At 40.4% G+C, this 21,241-nt stretch carries 15 protein-coding genes; all 15 read left to right on the top strand.

What is annotated here, in order from left to right; translation table 11 throughout:
• Nucleotides 1-27: 27 nt before the first annotated feature.
• The 15 genes from secA to HT698_RS04430 all read left to right on the top strand — a co-directional run bounded on the left by secA (nt 28) and on the right by HT698_RS04430 (nt 21,191).
• Nucleotides 28-2,541: a preprotein translocase subunit SecA gene (gene secA, locus HT698_RS04500; RefSeq protein WP_173219738.1), complete on the top strand. Its 2,514-nt coding sequence runs from the start codon at nt 28-30 to the stop codon at nt 2,539-2,541.
• Between the two features lie 80 nt (nt 2,542-2,621).
• Nucleotides 2,622-3,653 carry a 3-deoxy-7-phosphoheptulonate synthase gene (locus HT698_RS04495; RefSeq protein ID WP_173219741.1) on the top strand — a complete coding sequence of 344 codons (1,032 nt, stop codon included), beginning with the start codon at nt 2,622-2,624 and terminating at the stop codon, nt 3,651-3,653.
• A 1-nt stretch (nt 3,654) separates the two neighbouring features.
• Nucleotides 3,655-4,686, top strand: a complete 1,032-nt coding sequence (locus HT698_RS04490) for a 3-deoxy-7-phosphoheptulonate synthase (RefSeq protein ID WP_173219743.1) — start codon at nt 3,655-3,657, stop codon at nt 4,684-4,686.
• 44 nt (nt 4,687-4,730) lie between these two features.
• On the top strand, nt 4,731-5,093 hold the full coding sequence (gene acpS / locus HT698_RS04485; RefSeq protein ID WP_240147144.1) for a holo-ACP synthase: 363 nt from the start codon (nt 4,731-4,733) through the stop codon (nt 5,091-5,093).
• A complete protein-coding gene (gene alr, locus HT698_RS04480; RefSeq protein WP_173219749.1) occupies nt 5,083-6,186 on the top strand; it encodes an alanine racemase in 1,104 nt (367 codons plus the stop codon). The genes acpS and alr overlap by 11 nt, the downstream gene beginning before the upstream one ends.
• A gap of 18 nt (nt 6,187-6,204) precedes the next feature.
• Nucleotides 6,205-8,220, top strand: coding sequence for an ATP-dependent DNA helicase RecG (gene recG / locus HT698_RS04475; RefSeq protein WP_173219752.1), 2,016 nt, complete (start codon nt 6,205-6,207; stop codon nt 8,218-8,220).
• 965 nt (nt 8,221-9,185) lie between these two features.
• Nucleotides 9,186-10,166, top strand: a complete 981-nt coding sequence (locus HT698_RS04470) for an acetylxylan esterase (protein ID WP_173219755.1) — start codon at nt 9,186-9,188, stop codon at nt 10,164-10,166.
• Between the two features lie 579 nt (nt 10,167-10,745).
• The gene (locus HT698_RS04465; protein WP_000576348.1) at nt 10,746-10,973 is read left to right on the top strand and encodes a hypothetical protein; all 228 of its coding nucleotides are present in this window, start codon (nt 10,746-10,748) and stop codon (nt 10,971-10,973) included.
• Between the two features lie 242 nt (nt 10,974-11,215).
• Nucleotides 11,216-11,455 (top strand): YSIRK-type signal peptide-containing protein, encoded by a 240-nt coding sequence (locus HT698_RS04460; protein ID WP_345890317.1) that lies wholly within the window; start codon nt 11,216-11,218, stop codon nt 11,453-11,455.
• Nucleotides 11,406-14,582 (top strand): sialidase family protein, encoded by a 3,177-nt coding sequence (locus HT698_RS04455; protein ID WP_173218887.1) that lies wholly within the window; start codon nt 11,406-11,408, stop codon nt 14,580-14,582. Before HT698_RS04460 ends, HT698_RS04455 begins: the two co-directional genes overlap by 50 nt.
• A 990-nt stretch (nt 14,583-15,572) precedes the next feature.
• The gene (locus HT698_RS04450; protein WP_173218885.1) at nt 15,573-16,472 is read left to right on the top strand and encodes an Rpn family recombination-promoting nuclease/putative transposase; all 900 of its coding nucleotides are present in this window, start codon (nt 15,573-15,575) and stop codon (nt 16,470-16,472) included.
• Nucleotides 16,473-17,586: 1,114 nt separating this feature from the next.
• Nucleotides 17,587-18,039 (top strand): YhcH/YjgK/YiaL family protein, encoded by a 453-nt coding sequence (locus HT698_RS04445; protein WP_000587459.1) that lies wholly within the window; start codon nt 17,587-17,589, stop codon nt 18,037-18,039.
• A gap of 18 nt (nt 18,040-18,057) precedes the next feature.
• Entirely contained in the window at nt 18,058-19,395 is a 1,338-nt protein-coding gene (locus HT698_RS04440; protein WP_000738775.1) for a sugar ABC transporter substrate-binding protein, read from the top strand.
• A gap of 78 nt (nt 19,396-19,473) precedes the next feature.
• The gene (locus HT698_RS04435) at nt 19,474-20,358 is read left to right on the top strand and encodes an ABC transporter permease subunit (protein WP_000237988.1); all 885 of its coding nucleotides are present in this window, start codon (nt 19,474-19,476) and stop codon (nt 20,356-20,358) included.
• Complete coding sequence (locus HT698_RS04430) at nt 20,358-21,191, top strand: carbohydrate ABC transporter permease (RefSeq protein WP_173218883.1); 834 nt, start codon at nt 20,358-20,360, stop codon at nt 21,189-21,191. The genes HT698_RS04435 and HT698_RS04430 overlap by 1 nt, the downstream gene beginning before the upstream one ends.
• Nucleotides 21,192-21,241 lie beyond the last annotated feature (50 nt).

Genomic DNA, 21,241 nt, shown 5'->3' with positions numbered 1-21,241 from the left:
TATTCGGAATTTAAAGTAAGGAAAAACATGGCTAATATTTTAAAAACAATTATCGAAAATGATAAAGGAGAAATCCGTCGTCTGGAAAAGATGGCTGACAAGGTTTTCAAATACGAAGACCAAATGGCTGCTTTGACAGATGACCAACTAAAAGCAAAAACAGTTGAATTTAAAGAACGTTATCAAAATGGAGAATCGCTGGATTCATTGCTTTATGAAGCATTTGCGGTTGTCCGTGAGGGTGCCAAACGTGTCCTAGGTCTCTTCCCATATAAGGTTCAGGTCATGGGGGGAATCGTTCTTCACCATGGTGACGTGCCAGAAATGCGTACAGGGGAAGGGAAAACCTTGACTGCGACTATGCCCGTATACCTCAATGCCCTTTCAGGTAAAGGGGTTCACGTAGTTACGGTCAATGAATACTTGTCAGAACGTGATGCGACTGAGATGGGTGAATTGTACTCATGGCTTGGTTTGTCAGTAGGGATTAACTTGGCTGCCAAATCTCCAATGGAGAAAAAAGAAGCCTATGAGTGTGATATTACTTACTCAACCAACTCAGAAATCGGATTTGACTACCTTCGTGACAACATGGTCGTTCGCGCTGAAAACATGGTACAACGTCCGCTCAACTATGCCTTGGTCGATGAGGTTGACTCTATCTTGATTGACGAGGCTCGTACACCATTGATTGTATCAGGTGCTAACGCAGTTGAAACTAGTCAGCTCTACCATATGGCAGACCACTATGTAAAATCTTTGGACAAAGACGACTACATCATCGATGTGCAGTCTAAGACTATTGGTTTGTCTGATTCAGGGATTGACAAGGCTGAAAGCTACTTCAAGCTTGAAAACCTCTATGACATCGAAAACGTAGCTCTGACTCACTTTATCGATAATGCCCTTCGTGCTAACTACATCATGCTTCTCGATATTGACTATGTGGTGAGCGAAGAGCAAGAAATCTTGATTGTCGACCAATTTACAGGTCGTACCATGGAAGGTCGTCGTTATTCTGATGGATTGCACCAAGCTATTGAAGCTAAAGAAGGTGTGCCAATTCAGGATGAAACCAAGACATCTGCCTCAATCACTTACCAAAACCTTTTCCGTATGTACAAGAAATTGTCTGGTATGACAGGTACAGGTAAGACTGAGGAAGAAGAATTCCGTGAAATCTACAACATTCGTGTTATTCCAATCCCAACAAACCGTCCTGTTCAACGTATTGACCACTCAGACCTACTTTATGCAAGTATCGAGGCTAAGTTTAAGGCGGTTGTCGAAGATGTTAAGGCCCGTTACCAAAAAGGTCAGCCTGTCTTGGTTGGTACAGTAGCGGTTGAAACCAGTGACTATATTTCTAAGAAATTAGTCGCAGCTGGTGTTCCTCACGAAGTCTTGAATGCTAAGAACCACTATAAAGAAGCCCAAATTATCATGAATGCTGGTCAACGTGGTGCCGTTACTATCGCAACCAACATGGCCGGTCGTGGTACCGACATCAAGCTTGGTGAAGGGGTTCGCGAATTAGGTGGACTGTGTGTTATTGGTACAGAGCGTCATGAAAGCCGTCGTATCGATAACCAGCTTCGTGGACGTTCAGGTCGTCAAGGTGATCCAGGTGAGTCACAATTCTACCTATCTCTTGAAGATGATTTGATGAAACGTTTTGGTTCTGAACGCTTGAAGGGAATCTTTGAACGTCTCAACATGTCTGAAGAGGCGATTGAGTCTCGTATGTTGACACGTCAGGTTGAAGCAGCACAAAAACGTGTCGAAGGAAATAACTACGATACCCGTAAACAAGTCCTTCAATACGATGACGTCATGCGTGAGCAACGTGAAATTATTTACGCTCAACGTTACGACGTTATCACTGCAGATCGTGACTTGGCACCTGAAATTCAGTCTATGATTAAACGCACGATTGAACGTGTCGTTGATGGTCATGCGCGTGCCAAACAAGATGAAAAACTAGAAGCGATTTTGAACTTTGCTAAGTACAACTTGCTTCCTGAAGATTCTATTACGATAGAAGACTTGTCAGGCTTGTCTGATAAGGCTATTAAGGAAGAGCTTTTCCAACGTGCCTTGAAGGTTTACGATAGTCAGGTTTCAAAACTACGTGATGAAGAAGCAGTTAAAGAGTTCCAAAAAGTCTTGATTCTACGAGTGGTAGATAACAAGTGGACAGATCATATCGATGCCCTCGATCAATTACGTAACGCGGTTGGACTTCGTGGCTATGCTCAGAACAATCCTGTTGTTGAGTATCAGGCAGAAGGTTTCCGTATGTTTAATGACATGATTGGTTCGATTGAGTTTGATGTGACACGCTTGATGATGAAAGCACAAATTCATGAACAAGAAAGACCACAGGCAGAACACCATATCAGTACAACAGCGACTCGCAATATCGCTGCCCACCAAGCAAATATGCCTGAAGATTTGGATTTGAGCCAGATTGGACGGAATGAACTTTGCCCATGTGGTTCTGGTAAGAAGTTTAAAAACTGTCACGGTAAAAGACAATAAAATGAGATAGTTTAGAGGCGGATACCTTGTGAAAAGTAAATTTTTACTTGGTATCCGTTTGATTTATAAGGAGATGAGTTATGGTATTTACAGCAAAAAGTCCTAAAATTAATATTGAAGAAGTTCGTGCCTTATCAAAATTAGAAGGTCAAGCTTTGGAGAGAAAATCACAGCGCGATCAAGAGCTAGAAGCCATTATACGTGGAGAAGACCAGCGAATTCTCTTGGTAATTGGGCCATGCTCATCTGATAATGAAGAAGCTGTCCTTGAGTACGCTAAGCGTTTGGCAGCTTTGCAAGAAGAAGTAGCAGACCGTATCTTTATGGTTATGCGTGTTTACACTGCTAAACCGCGTACCAACGGAGATGGCTATAAGGGCTTGATTCACCAGCCTAACGCGACAGAAGCGCCTAGTCTTATCAATGGAATTAAGGCTGTTCGCCATCTTCATTATCGTGTCATCACGGAAACCGGTATGACAACAGCTGATGAAATGCTTTATCCTGAAAATCTGCCGCTTGTAGATGATTTGATTTCTTATATGGCGGTTGGTGCCCGTTCAGTTGAAGACCAGCAACACCGCTTTGTGGCAAGTGGGGCAGGATTTTCTACTGGTTTTAAAAATCCAACCTCTGGAAATCTCAATGTCATGTTTAATGGGATTTATGCTGCTCAAAACAAACAAAGTTTCCTTTTCCTAGGAAAAGAAGTGGAAACAACTGGGAACCCGCTTTCGCACGCTATTCTTCGTGGTGCTCTTAATGAGTATGGAAAAAATATTCCCAACTACTATTATGACAATTTAATTGATACCATTGCCCAGTATGAGAAAATGAGCTTGGAAAATCCTTTTATCATCATTGATACCAATCATGACAACTCTGGTAAGCAATACATGGATCAGATTCGAATTGTCCGCCAGACCTTGATTAACCGTGCTTGGAATGAAAAAATCAAGCAGTTCGTTCGTGGTTTTATGATTGAGTCTTATCTGGAAGATGGTCGACAAAATGAGCCAGAAGTATTTGGTAAGTCTATCACAGACCCTTGCCTGGGTTGGGATAACACAGAAGCTCTTGTCAGAGAAATTTACAAAACGTTAGGAGAATAAGATGGCATTTAGTGAAAAAGGTCAAGAAATCGATATGGAAGTCATCAAGGCTGAAACCCAATTGTCTGCGGAAGCCTTGAGACTCAAGGAAAGCCGTGATAGAGAATTGGCAGACATTATTTCAGGGGAAGATGACCGTATCCTCTTGGTGATTGGTCCTTGCTCTTCTGATAATGAAGAGGCGGTCTTGGAATATGCTCGCCGTTTATCCGCCTTGCAAAAGAAGGTAGCGGACAAGATTTTCATGGTTATGCGCGTGTATACTGCTAAGCCTCGTACCAATGGAGACGGCTATAAGGGCTTGGTGCACCAGCCAGATACTTCTAAGGCTCCAAGCCTGATTAACGGTTTGCAGGCTGTGCGCCAGTTGCACTACCGCGTGATTACAGAGACTGGTTTGACGACGGCAGATGAGATGCTTTATCCGTCAAATCTAATCTTGGTGGATGACTTGGTCAGCTATCATGCCGTTGGCGCTCGTTCTGTGGAAGACCAAGAGCACCGCTTTGTGGCTTCTGGGATTGATGCACCAGTAGGGATGAAAAATCCAACCTCTGGAAATTTGGGTGTTATGTTTAACGCCATCTATGCTGCTCAAAACAAGCAAACCTTCCTTTATCATGGGCAGGAAGTTGAGACTTCAGGTAATCCTTTATCCCATGTCATCCTCCGTGGAGCAGTTAACGAGTATGGCAATTATATGCCGAATTACTACTATGAAAACCTACTCCAAGCCATTGAACGCTATGAAACTATGGGACTTGAAAATCCCTTTATCCTCATCGACACCAACCATGATAACTCCGGCAAGCAATATATGGAGCAGATTCGAATTGTTCGTCAGACCTTGCAAAATCGTGATTGGAATGAGAAAATCAAAAAGACAGTTCGAGGCTTTATGATTGAATCTTACCTAGCAGATGGTCGCCAAAACCAACCAGAGGTCTTTGGTTGCTCTATTACTGACCCTTGCCTAGGTTGGGAAAATACAGAGGCCTTGGTAGAAGAGATTTACGCTACCTTGACAAAATAAGTGAAAAGGATGGAGTTGGGGAATCTCAACTCCTTTTGATGAGAATGATAGTTGGACACGGAATTGACATCGAAGAATTGGCTTCGATAGAAAGTGCAGTTACACGACATGAAGGATTTGCTAAGCGCGTGCTGACCGCTAAGGAAATGGAACGGTTTAACAGTCTTAAAGGGCGCAGGCAGATTGAATATTTGGCTGGTCGCTGGTCGGCTAAGGAGGCCTTTTCCAAGGCTCTGGGGACGGGCATTGGCAAGCTTGGTTTTCAGGATTTGGAAGTCTTGAATAATGAACGCGGGGCACCTTATTTTAGTCAGGCACCATTTTCAGGAAAGATTTGGCTTTCTATCAGCCATACAGATCAGTTTGTGACAGCCAGTGTCATTTTGGAGGAAAATCATGAAAGCTAGTCCACATAGACCAACCAAGGCTCTGATTCATCTGGGAGCTATTCGACACAATATTCAGCAAATGGGGGCTCATATCCCTGAGGGGACACTCAAGTGGGCAGTGGTCAAAGCCAATGCCTATGGGCATGGGGCAGTAGCTGTTGCCAAGGCAATCCAAGAAGATGTAGACGGTTTTTGCGTTTCCAATATTGATGAAGCCGTTGAACTCAGACAAGCTGGACTCAGCAAGCCAATCCTCATTTTAGGAGTTTCTGAGCTAGAAGTTGTTGCTCTAGCTAAAGAATATGACATCACCTTGACTGTGGCTGGACTGGAGTGGATTCAAGCACTCTTAGATAAGGAAGAAGACCTAACTGGATTGACAGTTCACCTCAAGATTGACTCAGGAATGGGACGGATTGGTTTTCGAGAGGCTAGTGAAGCCGAGCAGGCTCAAGATTTGCTCCAACAACATGGTGCTCGTGTTGAAGGGATTTTTACCCACTTTGCTACTGCAGACGAGAAATCAGATGACTACTTTAATGCCCAGTTAGAACGGTTTAAAACTATTTTAGCTAGTATGAAAGGTCTTCCAGACTTGGTTCATGCTAGCAATTCTGCAACGACCCTTTGGCATGCAGAGACTATTTTCAATGCGGTCCGTATGGGAGATGCTATGTATGGTCTTAACCCTAGCGGAGAGGTTTTGGACTTACCTTATGACTTGAAACCAGCCTTGACCTTGGAATCTGCCCTGGTTCATGTCAAGACAGTTTCAGCTGGAGCTTGCATGGGCTATGGAGCCACCTATCAGGCGGACAGCGAGCAAGTCATCGCGACCGTGCCGATTGGCTATGCGGATGGTTGGACACGTGACATGCAGAATTTTTCTGTCTTGGTAGATGGCCAAACTTGCCCAATCGTCGGCAGGGTTTCGATGGACCAAATCACCATTCGTCTGCCTAAGCTTTATCCCTTAGGAACAAAGGTAACCTTGATTGGCTCCGACGGAGATAAGGAAATCACAGCGACTCAGGTAGCAGTCTACCGTGGAAGCATTAACTATGAGGTGGTTTGTCTTCTCAGCGACCGCATTCCGAGAGAATATTATTAGAAAAGAAAGGAGTGGAGCATGAATCTACATCAACCCTTGCATGTCTTACCTGGTGTGGGACCAAAGTCAGCAGAAAAATACGCCAAACTAGGAATTGAAAACTTGCAAGACCTCTTGCTCTACTTTCCTTTCCGTTATGAAGACTTCAAAACCAAGCAGGTGCTGGAGCTAGAAGACGGTGAGAAGGCGGTTCTTTCTGGTCAAGTCGTGACTCCTGCTAGTGTCCAGTATTATGGTTTCAAGCGCAATCGCCTGCGTTTTAGCCTCAAGCAGGGAGAAGTCGTTTTTGCGGTGAATTTCTTTAACCAGCCTTATCTAGCTGATAAGATAGAGTTGGGAGCAACCCTTGCTGTCTTTGGAAAATGGGACCGTGCCAAGGCTAGTTTGACTGGGATGAAGGTCCTGGCTCAGGTGGAAGATGACCTCCAGCCTGTTTATCGCTTGGCTCAGGGAATCAGTCAGGCCAGTCTGATCAAGGTCATCAAGACGGCTTTTGATCAGGGACTGGACCTCTTGATTGAGGAAAATCTTCCCCAGTCTTTGCTGGACAAATATAAACTCATGTCCCGTTGTCAGGCCGTTCATGCTATGCATTTTCCCAAGAATTTGGCAGAATACAAGCAGGCCCTTCGCCGTATCAAGTTTGAGGAACTCTTTTATTTCCAAATGCAGTTGCAGACGCTCAAGTCTGAAAATAGAGTTCAGGGAAGCGGTCTGGTTCTGGATTGGTCTCAGGAAAAGGTGATAGCTGTCAAAGAAAGCTTGCCTTTTGCCTTGACTCAAGCTCAAGAAAAGAGTTTGCAGGAAATTTTGGCCGACATGAAGTCGGACCACCACATGAATCGTCTCTTACAAGGGGATGTGGGGAGTGGAAAAACTGTGGTTGCTGGCTTGGCCATGTTTGCGGCAGTGACAGCTGGTTATCAGGCTGCCCTAATGGTACCAACAGAAATCCTCGCAGAGCAACATTTTGAGAGTTTACAGAACCTTTTTCCCGACTTGAAACTGGCTCTCTTGACAGGTTCCTTAAAAGCTGCAGAAAAGAGAGAAGTTTTAGAGACCATTGCCAAGGGTGAGGCTGATTTGATTATAGGAACTCATGCTCTGATACAGGATGGGGTGGAGTATGCTCGTTTGGGCTTGATTATCATCGATGAGCAACACCGTTTTGGTGTGGGACAAAGGCGGATTTTAAGGGAAAAAGGGGACAATCCAGATGTTCTCATGATGACAGCGACTCCTATTCCACGGACGCTGGCTATCACAGCCTTTGGCGATATGGATGTTTCCATTATCGACCAGATGCCAGCAGGGCGTAAGCCTATTGTGACACGCTGGATCAAGCATGAGCAACTACCTCAGGTCTTGACTTGGTTAGAGGGGGAAATTCAAAAAGGTTCCCAAGTCTATGTCATCTCTCCCTTGATTGAAGAATCAGAAGCTCTGGATCTGAAAAATGCCATTGCCTTATCAGAAGAGTTGACGGCTCATTTTGCAGGTAAGGCAGAGGTTGCTCTTCTACATGGTAAGATGAAGAGTGATGAAAAAGACCAGATTATGCAGGAGTTCAAAGAGAGAAAAACTGATATTCTGGTTTCGACGACGGTTATCGAGGTCGGGGTCAATGTTCCCAATGCGACCGTCATGATTATCATGGATGCCGATCGCTTCGGTCTCAGCCAGCTTCACCAGCTCAGAGGTCGTGTTGGTCGGGGAGATAAGCAGTCCTATGCAGTTCTTGTTGCCAATCCCAAGACGGACTCTGGGAAAGACCGTATGCGCATCATGACAGAAACCACCAATGGTTTTGTTCTTGCTGAGGAAGATTTAAAAATGCGGGGTTCGGGTGAGATTTTTGGAACCAGACAGTCAGGACTTCCAGAATTTCAAGTGGCTGATATTATCGAAGATTTTCCGATTTTAGAAGAAGCCAGAAAAGTGGCTAGCTATATTAGTTCGATAGAAGGTTGGCAAGAGGATCCAGAGTGGCGCATGATCGCCCTTCATTTGGAAAAGAAAGAACATTTAGATTAATACTCTTCGAAAATCAAATTCAAACCACGTTAACTTCGCCTTGCCGTACTCAAGTACAGCCTGCGGCTAGTTTCCTAGTTTGCTCTTTGATTTTCATTGAGTATAAGCTTTCTATAAGGAAATCTTAAGCTAGCTTTCAGGTTTGGCCCTTATACTAGAGTCATCAAAAAGAAACGAGGACTCTCATATGACAGTAACGATTAAAGTAAATTACCAAACCACTTTCCAAAAGAAAGAAGCAACAAACTAAGATTGAATAGAAGAAGAAAGAGCGAAATGCTCTTTTTTCGTTACACAGAAGCTTGGCAAGAAGATCCAGAATGGCGCATGATTGCCCTTCATCTGAAGAAGAAAGAACACCTAGCTTAAGCTTTCTCTAAGGAAAACTTAAGCTAGCTTTCAGGTTTGCCCCTTATACTAGAGTCATCAAAAAGAAACGAGGACTCTCACATGACCGTAACGATTAAAGTAAATTACCAAACTACTTTCCAAAAGAAAGAAGCAACAAACTAAGATTGAATAAAGGAAGAAGAGAGTAACTGCTCTTTTTTCGTTAGCCATACTATGTACACAGAAGCTTGGCAAGAGGATCCGGAGTGGCGCATGATTGCCCTTCATCTGGAAAAGAAAGAACATTTAGATTAAGCTTTCTCTAAGGAAATCTTAAGCTAGCTTTCAGGTTTGGCCCTTATACTAGAGTCATCAAAAAGAAGCGAGGACTCTCACATGACAGTAACGATTAAAGTAAATTACCCAAGCACTTTTCAAAAGAAAGAAGCAACAAAATAAGCTTGAATAGGAGAAGAAGAGCGGAACTGCTCTTTTTTCGTTTCTAAAACTACTTTCAGTCAATAGGCTTGAAGGAGGAAAAGCTAAATGCACTTTCTATTTACCCTTCTTTCTTGCATTGATTACATAGATATGCTACAGTTGTGGTAGCGATTACAAAATAAAAGGAGCATGCTATGAAAAATCCAACTTTGTTAGAAGAAATGAAGACTTATCTAGGAAGGGATGAGGTTCCAGAGGACTTTGATGCTTTCTGGGATGAGGAAGTGAAAAAAGTCTCAACTCTTCCATACTACCACTTGGAGGAAAGAGATTTCCACATTCCTCAAGTCAAGTGCTATGAGTTAACATTTGAAGGAAGCAAGGAAGGCAAGGTCTATGCACGCGTCGTTCTTCCAAAGAGTGAGAAGAAGGTTCCGCTAATCTTCCATTTCCATGGTTATATGGGACGTGGCTGGGACTGGGCCGACATGCTAGCCTTCACCGTGGCTGGTTACGGTGTTGTTTCCATGGATGTTCGAGGTCAGTCAGGTTACTCACAAGACGGCTTGCGTTCTCCTCTAGGAAATACGGTTAAGGGGCATATCATCCGTGGTGCTGTGGAAGGTCGGGATCACCTCTTTTATAAGGATGTTTATCTGGATATTTACCAGTTGGTCGAAATTGTTGCTAGTCTGTCTCAGGTTGATGAGAAGCGTCTTTCTAGCTATGGTGCCTCACAAGGAGGGGCTTTGGCCTTGGTTGCAGCAGCGCTCAATCCTCGAATTCAGAAAACAGTTGCCATCTATCCCTTCTTGTCAGACTTCAGACGAGTGCTTGAGATTGGTAATACTAGCGAAGCTTACGACGAACTTTTCCGTTATTTCAAGTTTCACGACCCCTTCCATGAAACAGAGGAGGAAATCATGGCGACCCTGGCCTATATCGATGTGAAAAATCTTGCCCATCGTATCAAGGGTGAGGTTAAGATGATTACGGGCTTGGACGATGATGTTTGCTATCCTATTACCCAGTTTGCGATTTACAACCGTCTGACCTGCGATAAAGCCTATCGCATCATGCCTGAGTATGCCCACGAAGCCATGAATGTATTTGTCAATGACCAAGTCTACAACTGGCTTTGTGGTAGTGAAATTCCTTTTAAGTATGTGAAGTGATGAATGAGAGAGCCTAGTAGCTCTCTTTTTGTATAGAGTCTAGTCAGCAAATATTCTAGTTCATATATACTTTGAAATTCATACTCTTAGAAAATCTCTTCAAACCACGTCAGCTTCGCCTCGCTGTGCGTATGGTTACTGACTTCGTCAGCTTCATCTACAACCTCAAAAACGTGTTTTGAGCTGACTTCGTCAGCTTCATCTACAACCTCAAAAACGTGTTTTGAGCTGACTTCGTNNTTGAGCAACCTGCGGCTAGCTTCCTAGCTTGGTCTTTGATTTTCATTGAGTATAAAAACAGATGAATCTCTGTTTTCTTTTTATGGACTATAAATGTTCAGCTGAAACTACTTTTAAGGAGATTATTATATAAAAGAGTTTCTTGAAACTAAAATCTATTATATCACACTGTATTGAAAGCGTTTTAAAAATGAGGTATAATAAATTTGCTAACACTTATAAAAAGTGATAGAATCTTATCTTTATGTATATTTAAAGATAGATTGCTGTAAAAATAGTAGCAGCTATGCGAAATGACAGATAGAGAGAAGGGATTGAAGCTTAGAAAAGGGGAATAATATGATATTTAAGGCATTCAAGACAAAAAAGCAGAGAAAAAGACAAATTGAACTACTTTTGACAGTTTTTTTCGACAGTTTTCTGATTGATTTATTTCTTCACTTATTTGGGATTGTCCCCTTTAAGCTGGATAAGATTCTGATTGTGAGCTTGATTATATTTCCCATTATTTCTACAAGTATTTATGCTTATGAAAAGCTATTTGAAAAAGTGTTCGATAAGGATTGAGCAGGAAGTATGGTGTAAATAGCATAAGCTGATGTCCATCATTTGCTTATAAAGAGATATTTTAGTTTAATTGCAGCGGTGTCCTGGTAGATAAACTAGATTGGCAGGAGTCTGATTGGAGAAAGGAGAGGGGAAATTTGGCACCAATTTGAGATAGTTTGTTTAGTTCATTTTTGTCATTTAAATGAACTGTAGTAAAAGAAAGTTAAGAAAAGACAAACTAAGTGCATTTTCTGGAGTAAATGTCTTATTTCAGAAATCGGGATATAGATATAGAGAGGAACAGTATGAATCGGAATGTTCAAGAACGTAAGTGTCGTTATAGCATTAGGAAACTATCGGTAGGAGCGGTTTCTATGATTGTGGGAGCAGTGGTGTTTGGAACGTCTCCTGTTTTAGCTCAAGAAGGGGCGAGTGAGCAACCTCTGGCAAATGAAACTCAACTTTCGGGGGGGGGGGGGGGGGAGCTCAACCCTAACTGATACAGAAAAGAGCCAGCCTTCTGAGGAAGGAGAAAATATAACTCTTCCTGCAGAGCATGTAGAGTCTGTTTCAGAGACTGAACTTTCTGGCAATGAGCAAGAACAAGAAAGGGAAGATAAGCAAGAAGAAAAAATTCCAAGAGATTACTATGCACGAGATTTGGAAAATGTCGAAACAGTGATAGAAAAAGATGACTTAGAGACGAATGATTCAAATGGAAAAAGAGTAGACTTGTCTGATGAATTAGAGAAAGTAAAGGGACTCCAAAATGCAACTGTTCATGTGGAGTTCAAACCGGCTGCTGATGGTCCTAGTTTTTACAATCTCTTTTCTGCTTCCAGTACAACTAAAGTAAATGAGTACTTTACAATGGCAATCAATAATGGGACAGCTTTGATAGAGGGACGTGGAGCTGATGGTAGCCAATTTTATGGAAGTTATACAGATGCGCCTTTGAAGATTAGACCAGGCAAGTATAATTCGGTTACTTTTACTGTTGAAAGACCAAGAAAGGATAGTCCAAATGGTCAGGTTCGTCTTTATGTGAATGGTGTATTATCTCGTACGAATAAAAAGTCAGGGAAATTCCTGGCAGACATGCCAGATGTGGATAAACTCCAGTTAGGTGCAACTAATAGAGCAGGAGAACTGAAGTGGGGCTCAGATCTGTCTATTCGTAATCTGACTGTATACAATCGTGCTCTAACTCCAGAGGAAGTCAAAAAACGTAGCCAGTTATTTGATGTAACAGATATTGAACCATCACTTCCTGAAGGAGCTGTCTTGACAGAAAAGCAAGAGTTGTTTATGAGTGGTGTCAATGATAAGCCAAATAGTGAAGGAATTAAGAGTTATCGGATTCCAGCTTTGCTACGTACGGATAAAGGAACATTACTAGCAGGAGCAGATCAGCGTCGTCTCCACCATTCTGATTGGGGAGATATTGCTATGGTCGTTAGGAGAAGTGAGGATGGGGGAACTACTTGGCAGCCAACCTTAACCTTGACCAACCTGCGAGACAATCCAGAAGCAAAAGATCCGCAGGCACCATCTCCACTTAATATCGATATGGTCTTGGTTCAAGATCATACCACAAAGAGAATTTTTTCAATCTACGATATGTTTCCAGAGGGTCGAGCTGTCTTTGGAATGCCAAACAAACCTCAAAAAGCTTATCAACAAGTTGGAGACAAGCACTATCAATTACTATATAAACAAGGGGAAAATCAAGCATATACTGTTCGAGAAAACGGAGAAGTATATGATGCAAATAATCAAAAAACAGATTATCGCGTTGTAGTGGATCCAAAAGAAGAAGCCTACAGAGATAAGGGTGACCTCTATAAAGGAGAAGAGCTTCTTGGGAATATCTACTTTGCTCCATCTGCTAAAAATCCATTTCGTGTAGCCTATACGAGCTATTTGTGGCTTTCCTATAGTGATGATGATGGGAAAACTTGGTCGAAACCAAGAGATATTACACCATCAATTCGCCAAGATTGGATGAAATTTTTAGGAACAGGTCCAGGTACAGGAATTGTGCTTAGAACAGGAGAGCACAAGGGTCGTATCCTAGTTCCTACTTATACCACCAACGCTATCTCCCATCTAAGCGGATCTCAGTCTTCTCGTTTGATTTATTCAGATGACCATGGAGAAACATGGCAGGCTGGAGCTGCTGTTAATGATGATAGGACAGTAGGCAGAAGGAAAATTCATTCCTCAACTATGAATAATAGTCCTGCCCAAAATACAGAGTCAGTTGCTGTACAGTTAAATAATGGTGATGTGAAACTCTTTATGAGAGGATTAACGGGTTATTTACAGGTTGCCACAAGTAAAGATGGTGGGCAAACTTGGGACAAGGAAATCAAGAGATACAATCAGGTTAAAGATGTTTATGTCCAAATGGCTGCTATTCACACCATGCACGAAGGAAAAGAATACATCATTTTAACCAATTCAGGAGGACCTAAACGGACGAATGGAATGGCTCATTTGGCTCGTGTAGAGGACAACGGAGACTTGACTTGGTTACATCATAGACCAATTCAAAAAGGAGAGTTTGCCTATAATTCGCTTCAAGAATTAGGAAACGGTGAGTATGGTATCTTGTATGAACATACTGAAAAAGGACAAAATGCCTATACCCTATCATTTAGAAAATTTAACTGGGAATTTTTAACAAAAGATCCGGTATATCCAACAAGTGTAACTATCAGGGAAGTTCGTAAATTGGAAACAGAAGAAGAGGATGCAGAACAAGGCATCTTAGCTATGCAATTTGATTCTGAGGTACTAGTGAATTCTATTCCGACTTTGACTTTAGCGAATGGACACAAAGCTACCTTTTTGACACAAGCAGATCAAAAAACTCTACTTTTCACCTTTAATAAAGAAGATGCAGGTCAAGAAATTACAGGTCTACTGGTCGGTAGAATTGACAGTATGCATGACTTACCAGTTACACTAGCTGGTAGTAGAATTCCTGAAGATGCGAAAGAAAATCCTGTCGATACCATGAATACAGTAAGAGAAAATGTATCTGAGGAGATGACAGAAAGGAAGTCAGAGAAGAATCAAGTGTCTATGGAGCCTTCAGACAGAATAGTAGCAAACTCTCCTCTTACTTCTCTTGCTCCTCGTTACCTCCAATCTTATGTAGGAGATGTTATTAAAACTGAGACTAAAGTTCCAATAACGACTGGTTGGAAGCAAGAAAATGGTGCGTGGTATTTTTATACATCTGCTGGTGAAGTGGTGAAAGGCTGGCATCAGGAAGCGGGTAAATGGTACTACTTGAGTTCTACTGGTGCGATGGCAACTGGTTGGGTCAGAGATGGTAACCAATGGTATTATTTGAGTGAGAGCGGAGCAATGTCTACTGGCTGGGTTGAATCCAGTGGTGTGTGGTACTATCTCAATGCTAATGGTTCAATGGCAACTGGTTGGATAAAAGATGGAGACCATTGGTACTATCAGGAATCATCTGGTGCAATGAAGGTAAATCAATGGTTCCAAGTTGGAGACAAATGGTACTATGTTAATGAAAGCGGAAGATTAGCGGTTAATACTATAGTAGATGGTTATCAAGTTAACTCCAATGGGGAGTGGGTCAACTACTAGAACCTTGGATGTTGATGAATAACTGAGACACGTTTTGTCCGTCATAGAGATTAAAAGTTTATTTAGATAGTTTTAGTAGAAATTTCTACTCTAAGAAAAAATCAATTTAGATGAGCTCCTATTGCCGGGTAAATGACTTGCTAGTCGTAAATAAACTGTATATTTCTGACTGGATACTAATAGTCGCAACTTAACAGTTCACTTTAAGTGTTAAAATGCATATAGCTAGCTATTGGTTATATGCGTTTTTGTTTTTAATTATTTTATTTCTTGTCTTGGAATATAGGTAAAGTTATAGTAAAATAAAATTCTGTAAATCATATTGGTAGATATACAAGAAGAGTGTATTGTTGACAATACAGCACATAGAATCCAATATGTCCTTATACTCAAAAAATCAAAGAGCAAATTAGGAAGTTAGCCGTAGCCTGCTCAAAACACCGTTTTGAGGTTGCAGATATAACTGACGAAGTCAGCTCAANNACGAAGTCAGTAACATATACACGGCAAGGCTGACCTAGTTTGAAGAGTATGGATCAATCATAACTTATTTGAAGATTTTAAAAGATTGTAAGCTATTATATCTGGATAAATAAGTATTAGAAACTAAAGTGAGGAAAAAGATGTTTTTATATTTAAAAGGTTTAGGAAAATTTCGTATCGCTAACACCAGACGGCTATAGAGTGAACGAGTACGGGGAATGGATCAACTGAACTTGCTTTATGGCATATTGACGAGAAAGCTAGGAGTATAAAAACACTAGAATTCATAGTCTAGGAAGTGGTAAGAGTTCTCTAAAACGGTTGATTTTGTAATCTTTTTTGTAAAATAGAGTCTTTAATAAATAATATGAGCAAGATATATCTCTTTGCAAGTGATTAGGGTCAATAGTTTTTAACTTTCTCACTTCTTTTCCGAATAAATAGATAGAACCATAGAATCTAGCAAAATTAGATTTAAAACTATGGTATAATAGAAGGAGGAAAAGGATGATTCTAAGACATCCGGGCATTAGCCCGACCAATGACTTGGTTGCTAAGAAAATTTTCAGCAACCCAGAAATCACTTGTCAATTTATTCGCGATATGCTGGACTTGCCAGCCAAAAATGTAACCATTTTAGAGGGAAGCAATATTCACGTTTTGCCTTCCCTACCCTACTCGGCACAGGATTTCTATACCAGTATAGACGTCTTGGCAGAGTTAGACAATGGGACACAAGTTATTATTGAGATTCAGGTACATCATCAGAATTTTTTCATCAATCGCCTGTGGGCTTACTTGTGTAGTCAGGTCAATCAAAATCTCGAAAAAATTCGTCAACGAGAAGGTGATACCCACCAGAGTTACAAGCATATCGCACCAGTATACGCTATCGCTATCGTGGACAGTAATTATTTTCAAGATGACTTAGCTTTTCATAGCTTTAGCATGCGCGAGGATACGACAGGTGAGGTCTTAACCATCACAAATAACGGTCAAGCAAACCATCTAGTCAAGATGGCATTCTTGGAATTAAAAAAATACAGAGAAACCAGCAAAGATAGCATTCGCAAACCGTGGTTGGAGTTTTTTGGGAACAAACCCTTTACCCAGCGCCCCGAGCGAGCCATCAGCCAAGCAGATCAACTGCTGGACTACAAGAGCTGGTCCGAGGAGGACAGGAAAATGTTTAGTCAACTACGTATGCGAGAAGAACAAGCCTTGTTAGCACAGGACTATGCCTTGGAACAAGCTGAAGAAAAAGGGTTGGAGAGAGGTCGGGCAGAAGGACTTGAACGTGGAAAACTTTTTGCCTTTCTGGATATGGTTCGCCAAGGACTTCTGACTTCCGAGGTTGCCAGTCAGCAGTTGGGTATGTCAGTATCTGAGTTTGAGGCGTTGTTGTAAGATCAGCAATAATAGACAAGAAAACCATCTGGTTAAGATGGCATTCTTGGAATTAAAAAACTCTAGGCACAAAATCTTAAAAAACACAAACACGCATAGTATCAGGTATTGAACAAGCTTGATACTATGCGTTTTATAGTGCATTGAATCTATATTAGGACACTACAATTCTTAAATCATTATTAGAAATTGGTTTGAATTTGCCAATCAATTTCCTCAATTTTCATATTATACTGTTATATCACAAGATTATTTCCTTCATTTTCTTCTAAAATTGACTTTTACCTGCTTTCTTGTTTTCTTATCTTGTCTACTCGAAACAGGTCTTGCAAGAAACCTACTTATTTTTGAAAGTACTTTTAATGTAGTTGCTATAGTTAAAAAGATTTGAAACTAAATTCCAAATTAGAAAAAGACTTGAAATACTAAAAAAAAAAAGTATACTCTAATTGAAAACGGTAACAAAACTAATTTAGAGTATTTCTCTCTTAAAAAGTTCTTGGTGAAACGAGATGTAGAAAGGAGATTTAGGCAAAGAGTCTACTAGTGCTAGAATAATAGATTAGAATTATTTTAGAAAAACTAATACTCAATGAAAATCAAAGAGCAAACTAGGAAACTAGCCGCAGGCTGTACTTGAGTACGGCAAGGCGACGTTGACGCAGTTTGAATTTGATTTTCGAAGAGTATAAGTGAGCAGCTTATAAATTCAATTCCCCAAATAGATTCATACTAGTATCTTTTGCAAAAAATAAAGGGCGACTTTCTTCATGAATATCAATTTCATCTATAAGGAAGGTAGCTAATTGAACTAACTTATTTATTCTGTTTGTCGCTAGAAAAATCAGACCTCCTTGTGAAGATTGAGGAGGTACTGAATGAAAATCAAAGAAGAAACTAGCAAGCTAGTAGCAGATTGCCCAAAACACCGCTTTGAGGTTGTAGATAAGACTGACCTATATAATCCAAGGTGAAGCGACTGTGGTTTGAAGAGATTTTCAAAGAGTATAGGTTAGAGAGTGTAGTGTTTTTATGTCCTTCTAGTAGAAAATGCTAGACAGAAGAATGGGGAACTTGGATAGGAAAAATAGATTGAGAAAGGAGGTTAGAAGAGATGATTATTACAAAAATTAGTCGTTTAGGAACTTATGTGGGAGTAAATCCACATTTTGCAACATTGATAGATTTTCTAGAAAAAACAGGACTAGAAAATTTAACAGAAGGTCCGATTGCTATCGATGGTAATCGATTGTTTGGGAATTGCTTTACTTATCTAGCAGATGGTCAAGCAGGGGCTTTCTTTGAAACCCACCAAAAATATTTGGATATTCATTTAGTTTTGGAAAACGAAGAAGCCATGGCTGTTACGTCGCCGGAAAATGTAAGCGTTACCCAAGAGTATGATGAAGAGAAGGATATTGAATTATACACAGGGAAAGTGGAACAGTTGGTTCATTTGAGAGCTGGCGAATGCCTCATCACTTTTCCAGAAGATTTACATCAACCCAAGGTTCGTATAAATGATGAACCTGTGAAAAAAGTTGTCTTTAAAGTTGCGATTTCTTAATGTAGAAAGGGAAGAACGATGAAAAAAATGAGAAAGTTTTTATGTCTAGCTGGAGTTGCGCTAGCAGCCGTTGCCTTGGTAGCTTGTTCAGGAAAAAAAGAAGCTACAACTAGTACTGAACCACCGACAGAATTATCTGGTGAGATTACAATGTGGCACTCCTTTACTCAAGGACCGCGTTTAGAAAGTATTCAAAAATCAGCAGATGCTTTCATGCAAAAGCATCCAAAAACGAAAATCAAGATTGAAACATTTTCTTGGAATGACTTCTATACTAAATGGACTACAGGTTTAGCAAATGGGAATGTGCCAGATATCAGTACAGCTCTCCCTAACCAAGTAATGGAAATGGTCAACTCAGATGCTTTGGTTCCGCTAAACGATTCTATCAAGCGTATTGGACAGGATAAATTTAACGAAACTGCCTTAAATGAAGCAAAAATCGGAGATGATTACTACTCTGTTCCTCTTTATTCACATGCACAAGTCATGTGGGTTAGAACAGATTTGTTAAAAGAACATAATATTGAGGTTCCTAAAACTTGGGACCAGCTCTATGAAGCTTCTAAAAAATTGAAAGAAGCTGGAGTTTATGGCTTGTCTGTTCCGTTCGGAACAAATGACTTAATGGCAACACGTTTCTTGAACTTCTACGTACGTAGTGGTGGTGGAAGTCTCTTGACAAAAGATCTTAAAGCAGATTTGACAAGTCAACTTGCTCAAGATGGTATTAAATACTGGGTTAAAATGTATAAAGAAATCTCACCTCAAGATTCTTTGAACTTTAATGTCCTTCAACAAGCTACCTTGTTCTATCAAGGAAAAACAGCATTTGACTTTAACTCTGGCTTCCATATTGGAGGAATCAATGCCAACAGTCCTCAATTGATTGATTCAATTGATGCTTATCCTATTCCAAAAATCAAAGAGTCTGATAAAGACCAAGGAATTGAAACCTCAAACATTCCAATGGTTGTTTGGAAAAATTCAAAACATCCAGAAGTTGCTAAAGCATTCTTAGAATCACTTTATAATGAAGAAGACTACGTTAAATTCCTTGATTCAACTCCAGTAGGTATGTTGCCAACTATTAAGGGGATTAGCGATTCTGCAGCCTATAAAGAAAATGAAACTCGTAAGAAATTTAAACATGCTGAAGAAGTAATTACTGAAGCTGTTAAAAAAGGTACTGCTATTGGTTATGAAAATGGACCAAGTGTACAAGCTGGTATGTTGACTAACCAACACATTATTGAACAAATGTTCCAAGATATCATTACAAATGGAACAGATCCTATGAAAGCAGCAAAAGAAGCAGAAAAACAATTAAACGATTTATTTGAGGCTGTTCAGTAGGTGTAAAAGACTAGAAAATAGGTGGGCTAGTGAGCTGAAAAGCCCTAGCCCAATCTTGTAAAAGAAGGGAGAAGGAGAATGGTTAAAGAACGTAATTTAACTCGCTGGATATTTGTTTTGCCAGCTATGATTATCGTAGGATTACTCTTTGTTTATCCGTTTTTCTCGAGTATTTTTTATAGCTTTACCAATAAGCATTTGATTATGCCCAATTACAAATTTGTTGGTTTGGCTAACTATAAAGCTGTGCTATCAGATCCCAACTTCTTTAATGCGTTCTTTAATTCAATTAAGTGGACCGTTTTCTCATTAGTTGGTCAAGTTTTAGTAGGGTTTGTATTGGCTTTAGCTCTTCACAGAGTACGCCACTTCAAGAAATTATATAGGACCTTATTGATTGTTCCTTGGGCATTTCCTACAATCGTTATTGCCTTTTCTTGGCAGTGGATTCTAAATGGGGTTTATGGCTACTTACCTAATCTAATCGTAAAATTAGGTTTAATGGAACATACACCTGCATTTTTGACAGATAGTACATGGGCATTCCTATGTTTGGTGTTTATCAACATTTGGTTTGGAGCGCCGATGATTATGGTCAATGTGCTTTCAGCTTTGCAAACAGTACCCGAAGAACAATTTGAGGCTGCTAAGATAGATGGTGCTTCAAGTTGGCAAGTCTTCAAGTTTATCGTCTTTCCACATATTAAAGTGGTTGTAGGACTTCTAGTTGTTTTGAGAACTGTATGGATCTTTAATAACTTTGACATTATCTACCTAATTACTGGTGGTGGACCAGCTAATGCTACAACGACGCTCCCAATTTTTGCTTACAACCTAGGTTGGGGAACTAAATTATTGGGTCGTGCCTCAGCAGTTACAGTATTGCTCTTTATCTTCTTGGTGGCGATTTGCTTTATCTACTTTGCTATCATCAGTAAGTGGGAAAAGGAGGGTAGAAAATAATGAAGAAGAAATCCGGTATTTATTTAGATGTTCTCTCACATGTACTCTTGATTGGTGCGACCATTGTTGCAATTTTCCCATTGGTATGGATTATCATATCTTCTGTCAAGGGTAAAGGGGAATTAACTCAGTATCCAACACGATTTTGGCCTGAACAATTTACATTAGATTATTTCACTCATGTTATCAACGATTTGCACTTTATTGATAACATTCGAAACAGTTTAATCATTGCCTTAGCTACAACCGTTATTGCGATTATTATTTCTGCTATGGCAGCCTATGGTATTGTTCGATTCTTCCCTAAATTGGGAGCAATCATGTCAAGATTACTCGTCATTACCTACATTTTCCCACCAATTCTGTTAGCAATTCCCTATTCAATTGCCATTGCTAAAGTTGGGTTAACAAATAGTTTATTTGGCTTGATGATGGTTTATCTATCTTTTAGTGTTCCATATGCAGTTTGGCTCTTAGTTGGATTTTTCCAAACAGTTCCAATTGGAATTGAAGAAGCAGCTCGAATTGATGGTGCAAATAAATTTGTTACGTTTTATAAAGTTGTGCTACCGATTGTAGCACCAGGTATTGTAGCAACAGCTATTTATACATTTATCAATGCTTGGAATGAATTCCTGTATGCCTTGATTTTGATTAACAATACAGGAAAGATGACAGTAGCAGTAGCCCTTCGTTCACTTAATGGTTCAGAAATACTAGACTGGGGAGATATGATGGCAGCGTCTGTTATTGTAGTTCTTCCATCAATCATTTTCTTCTCTGTCATCCAAAATAAGATTGCAAGTGGATTGTCAGAAGGATCTGTGAAGTAATACTCAATGAAAATCAAAGAGCAAACTAGCCGCAGGCTGCTCAAAGTACA

Source organism: Streptococcus sp. 3109 (assembly GCF_013276905.1).
Taxonomy (GTDB): domain Bacteria; phylum Bacillota; class Bacilli; order Lactobacillales; family Streptococcaceae; genus Streptococcus.
Note: the sequence above shows the minus strand (reverse complement) of the source record. Positions and strands in the feature narration are given on the sequence as shown.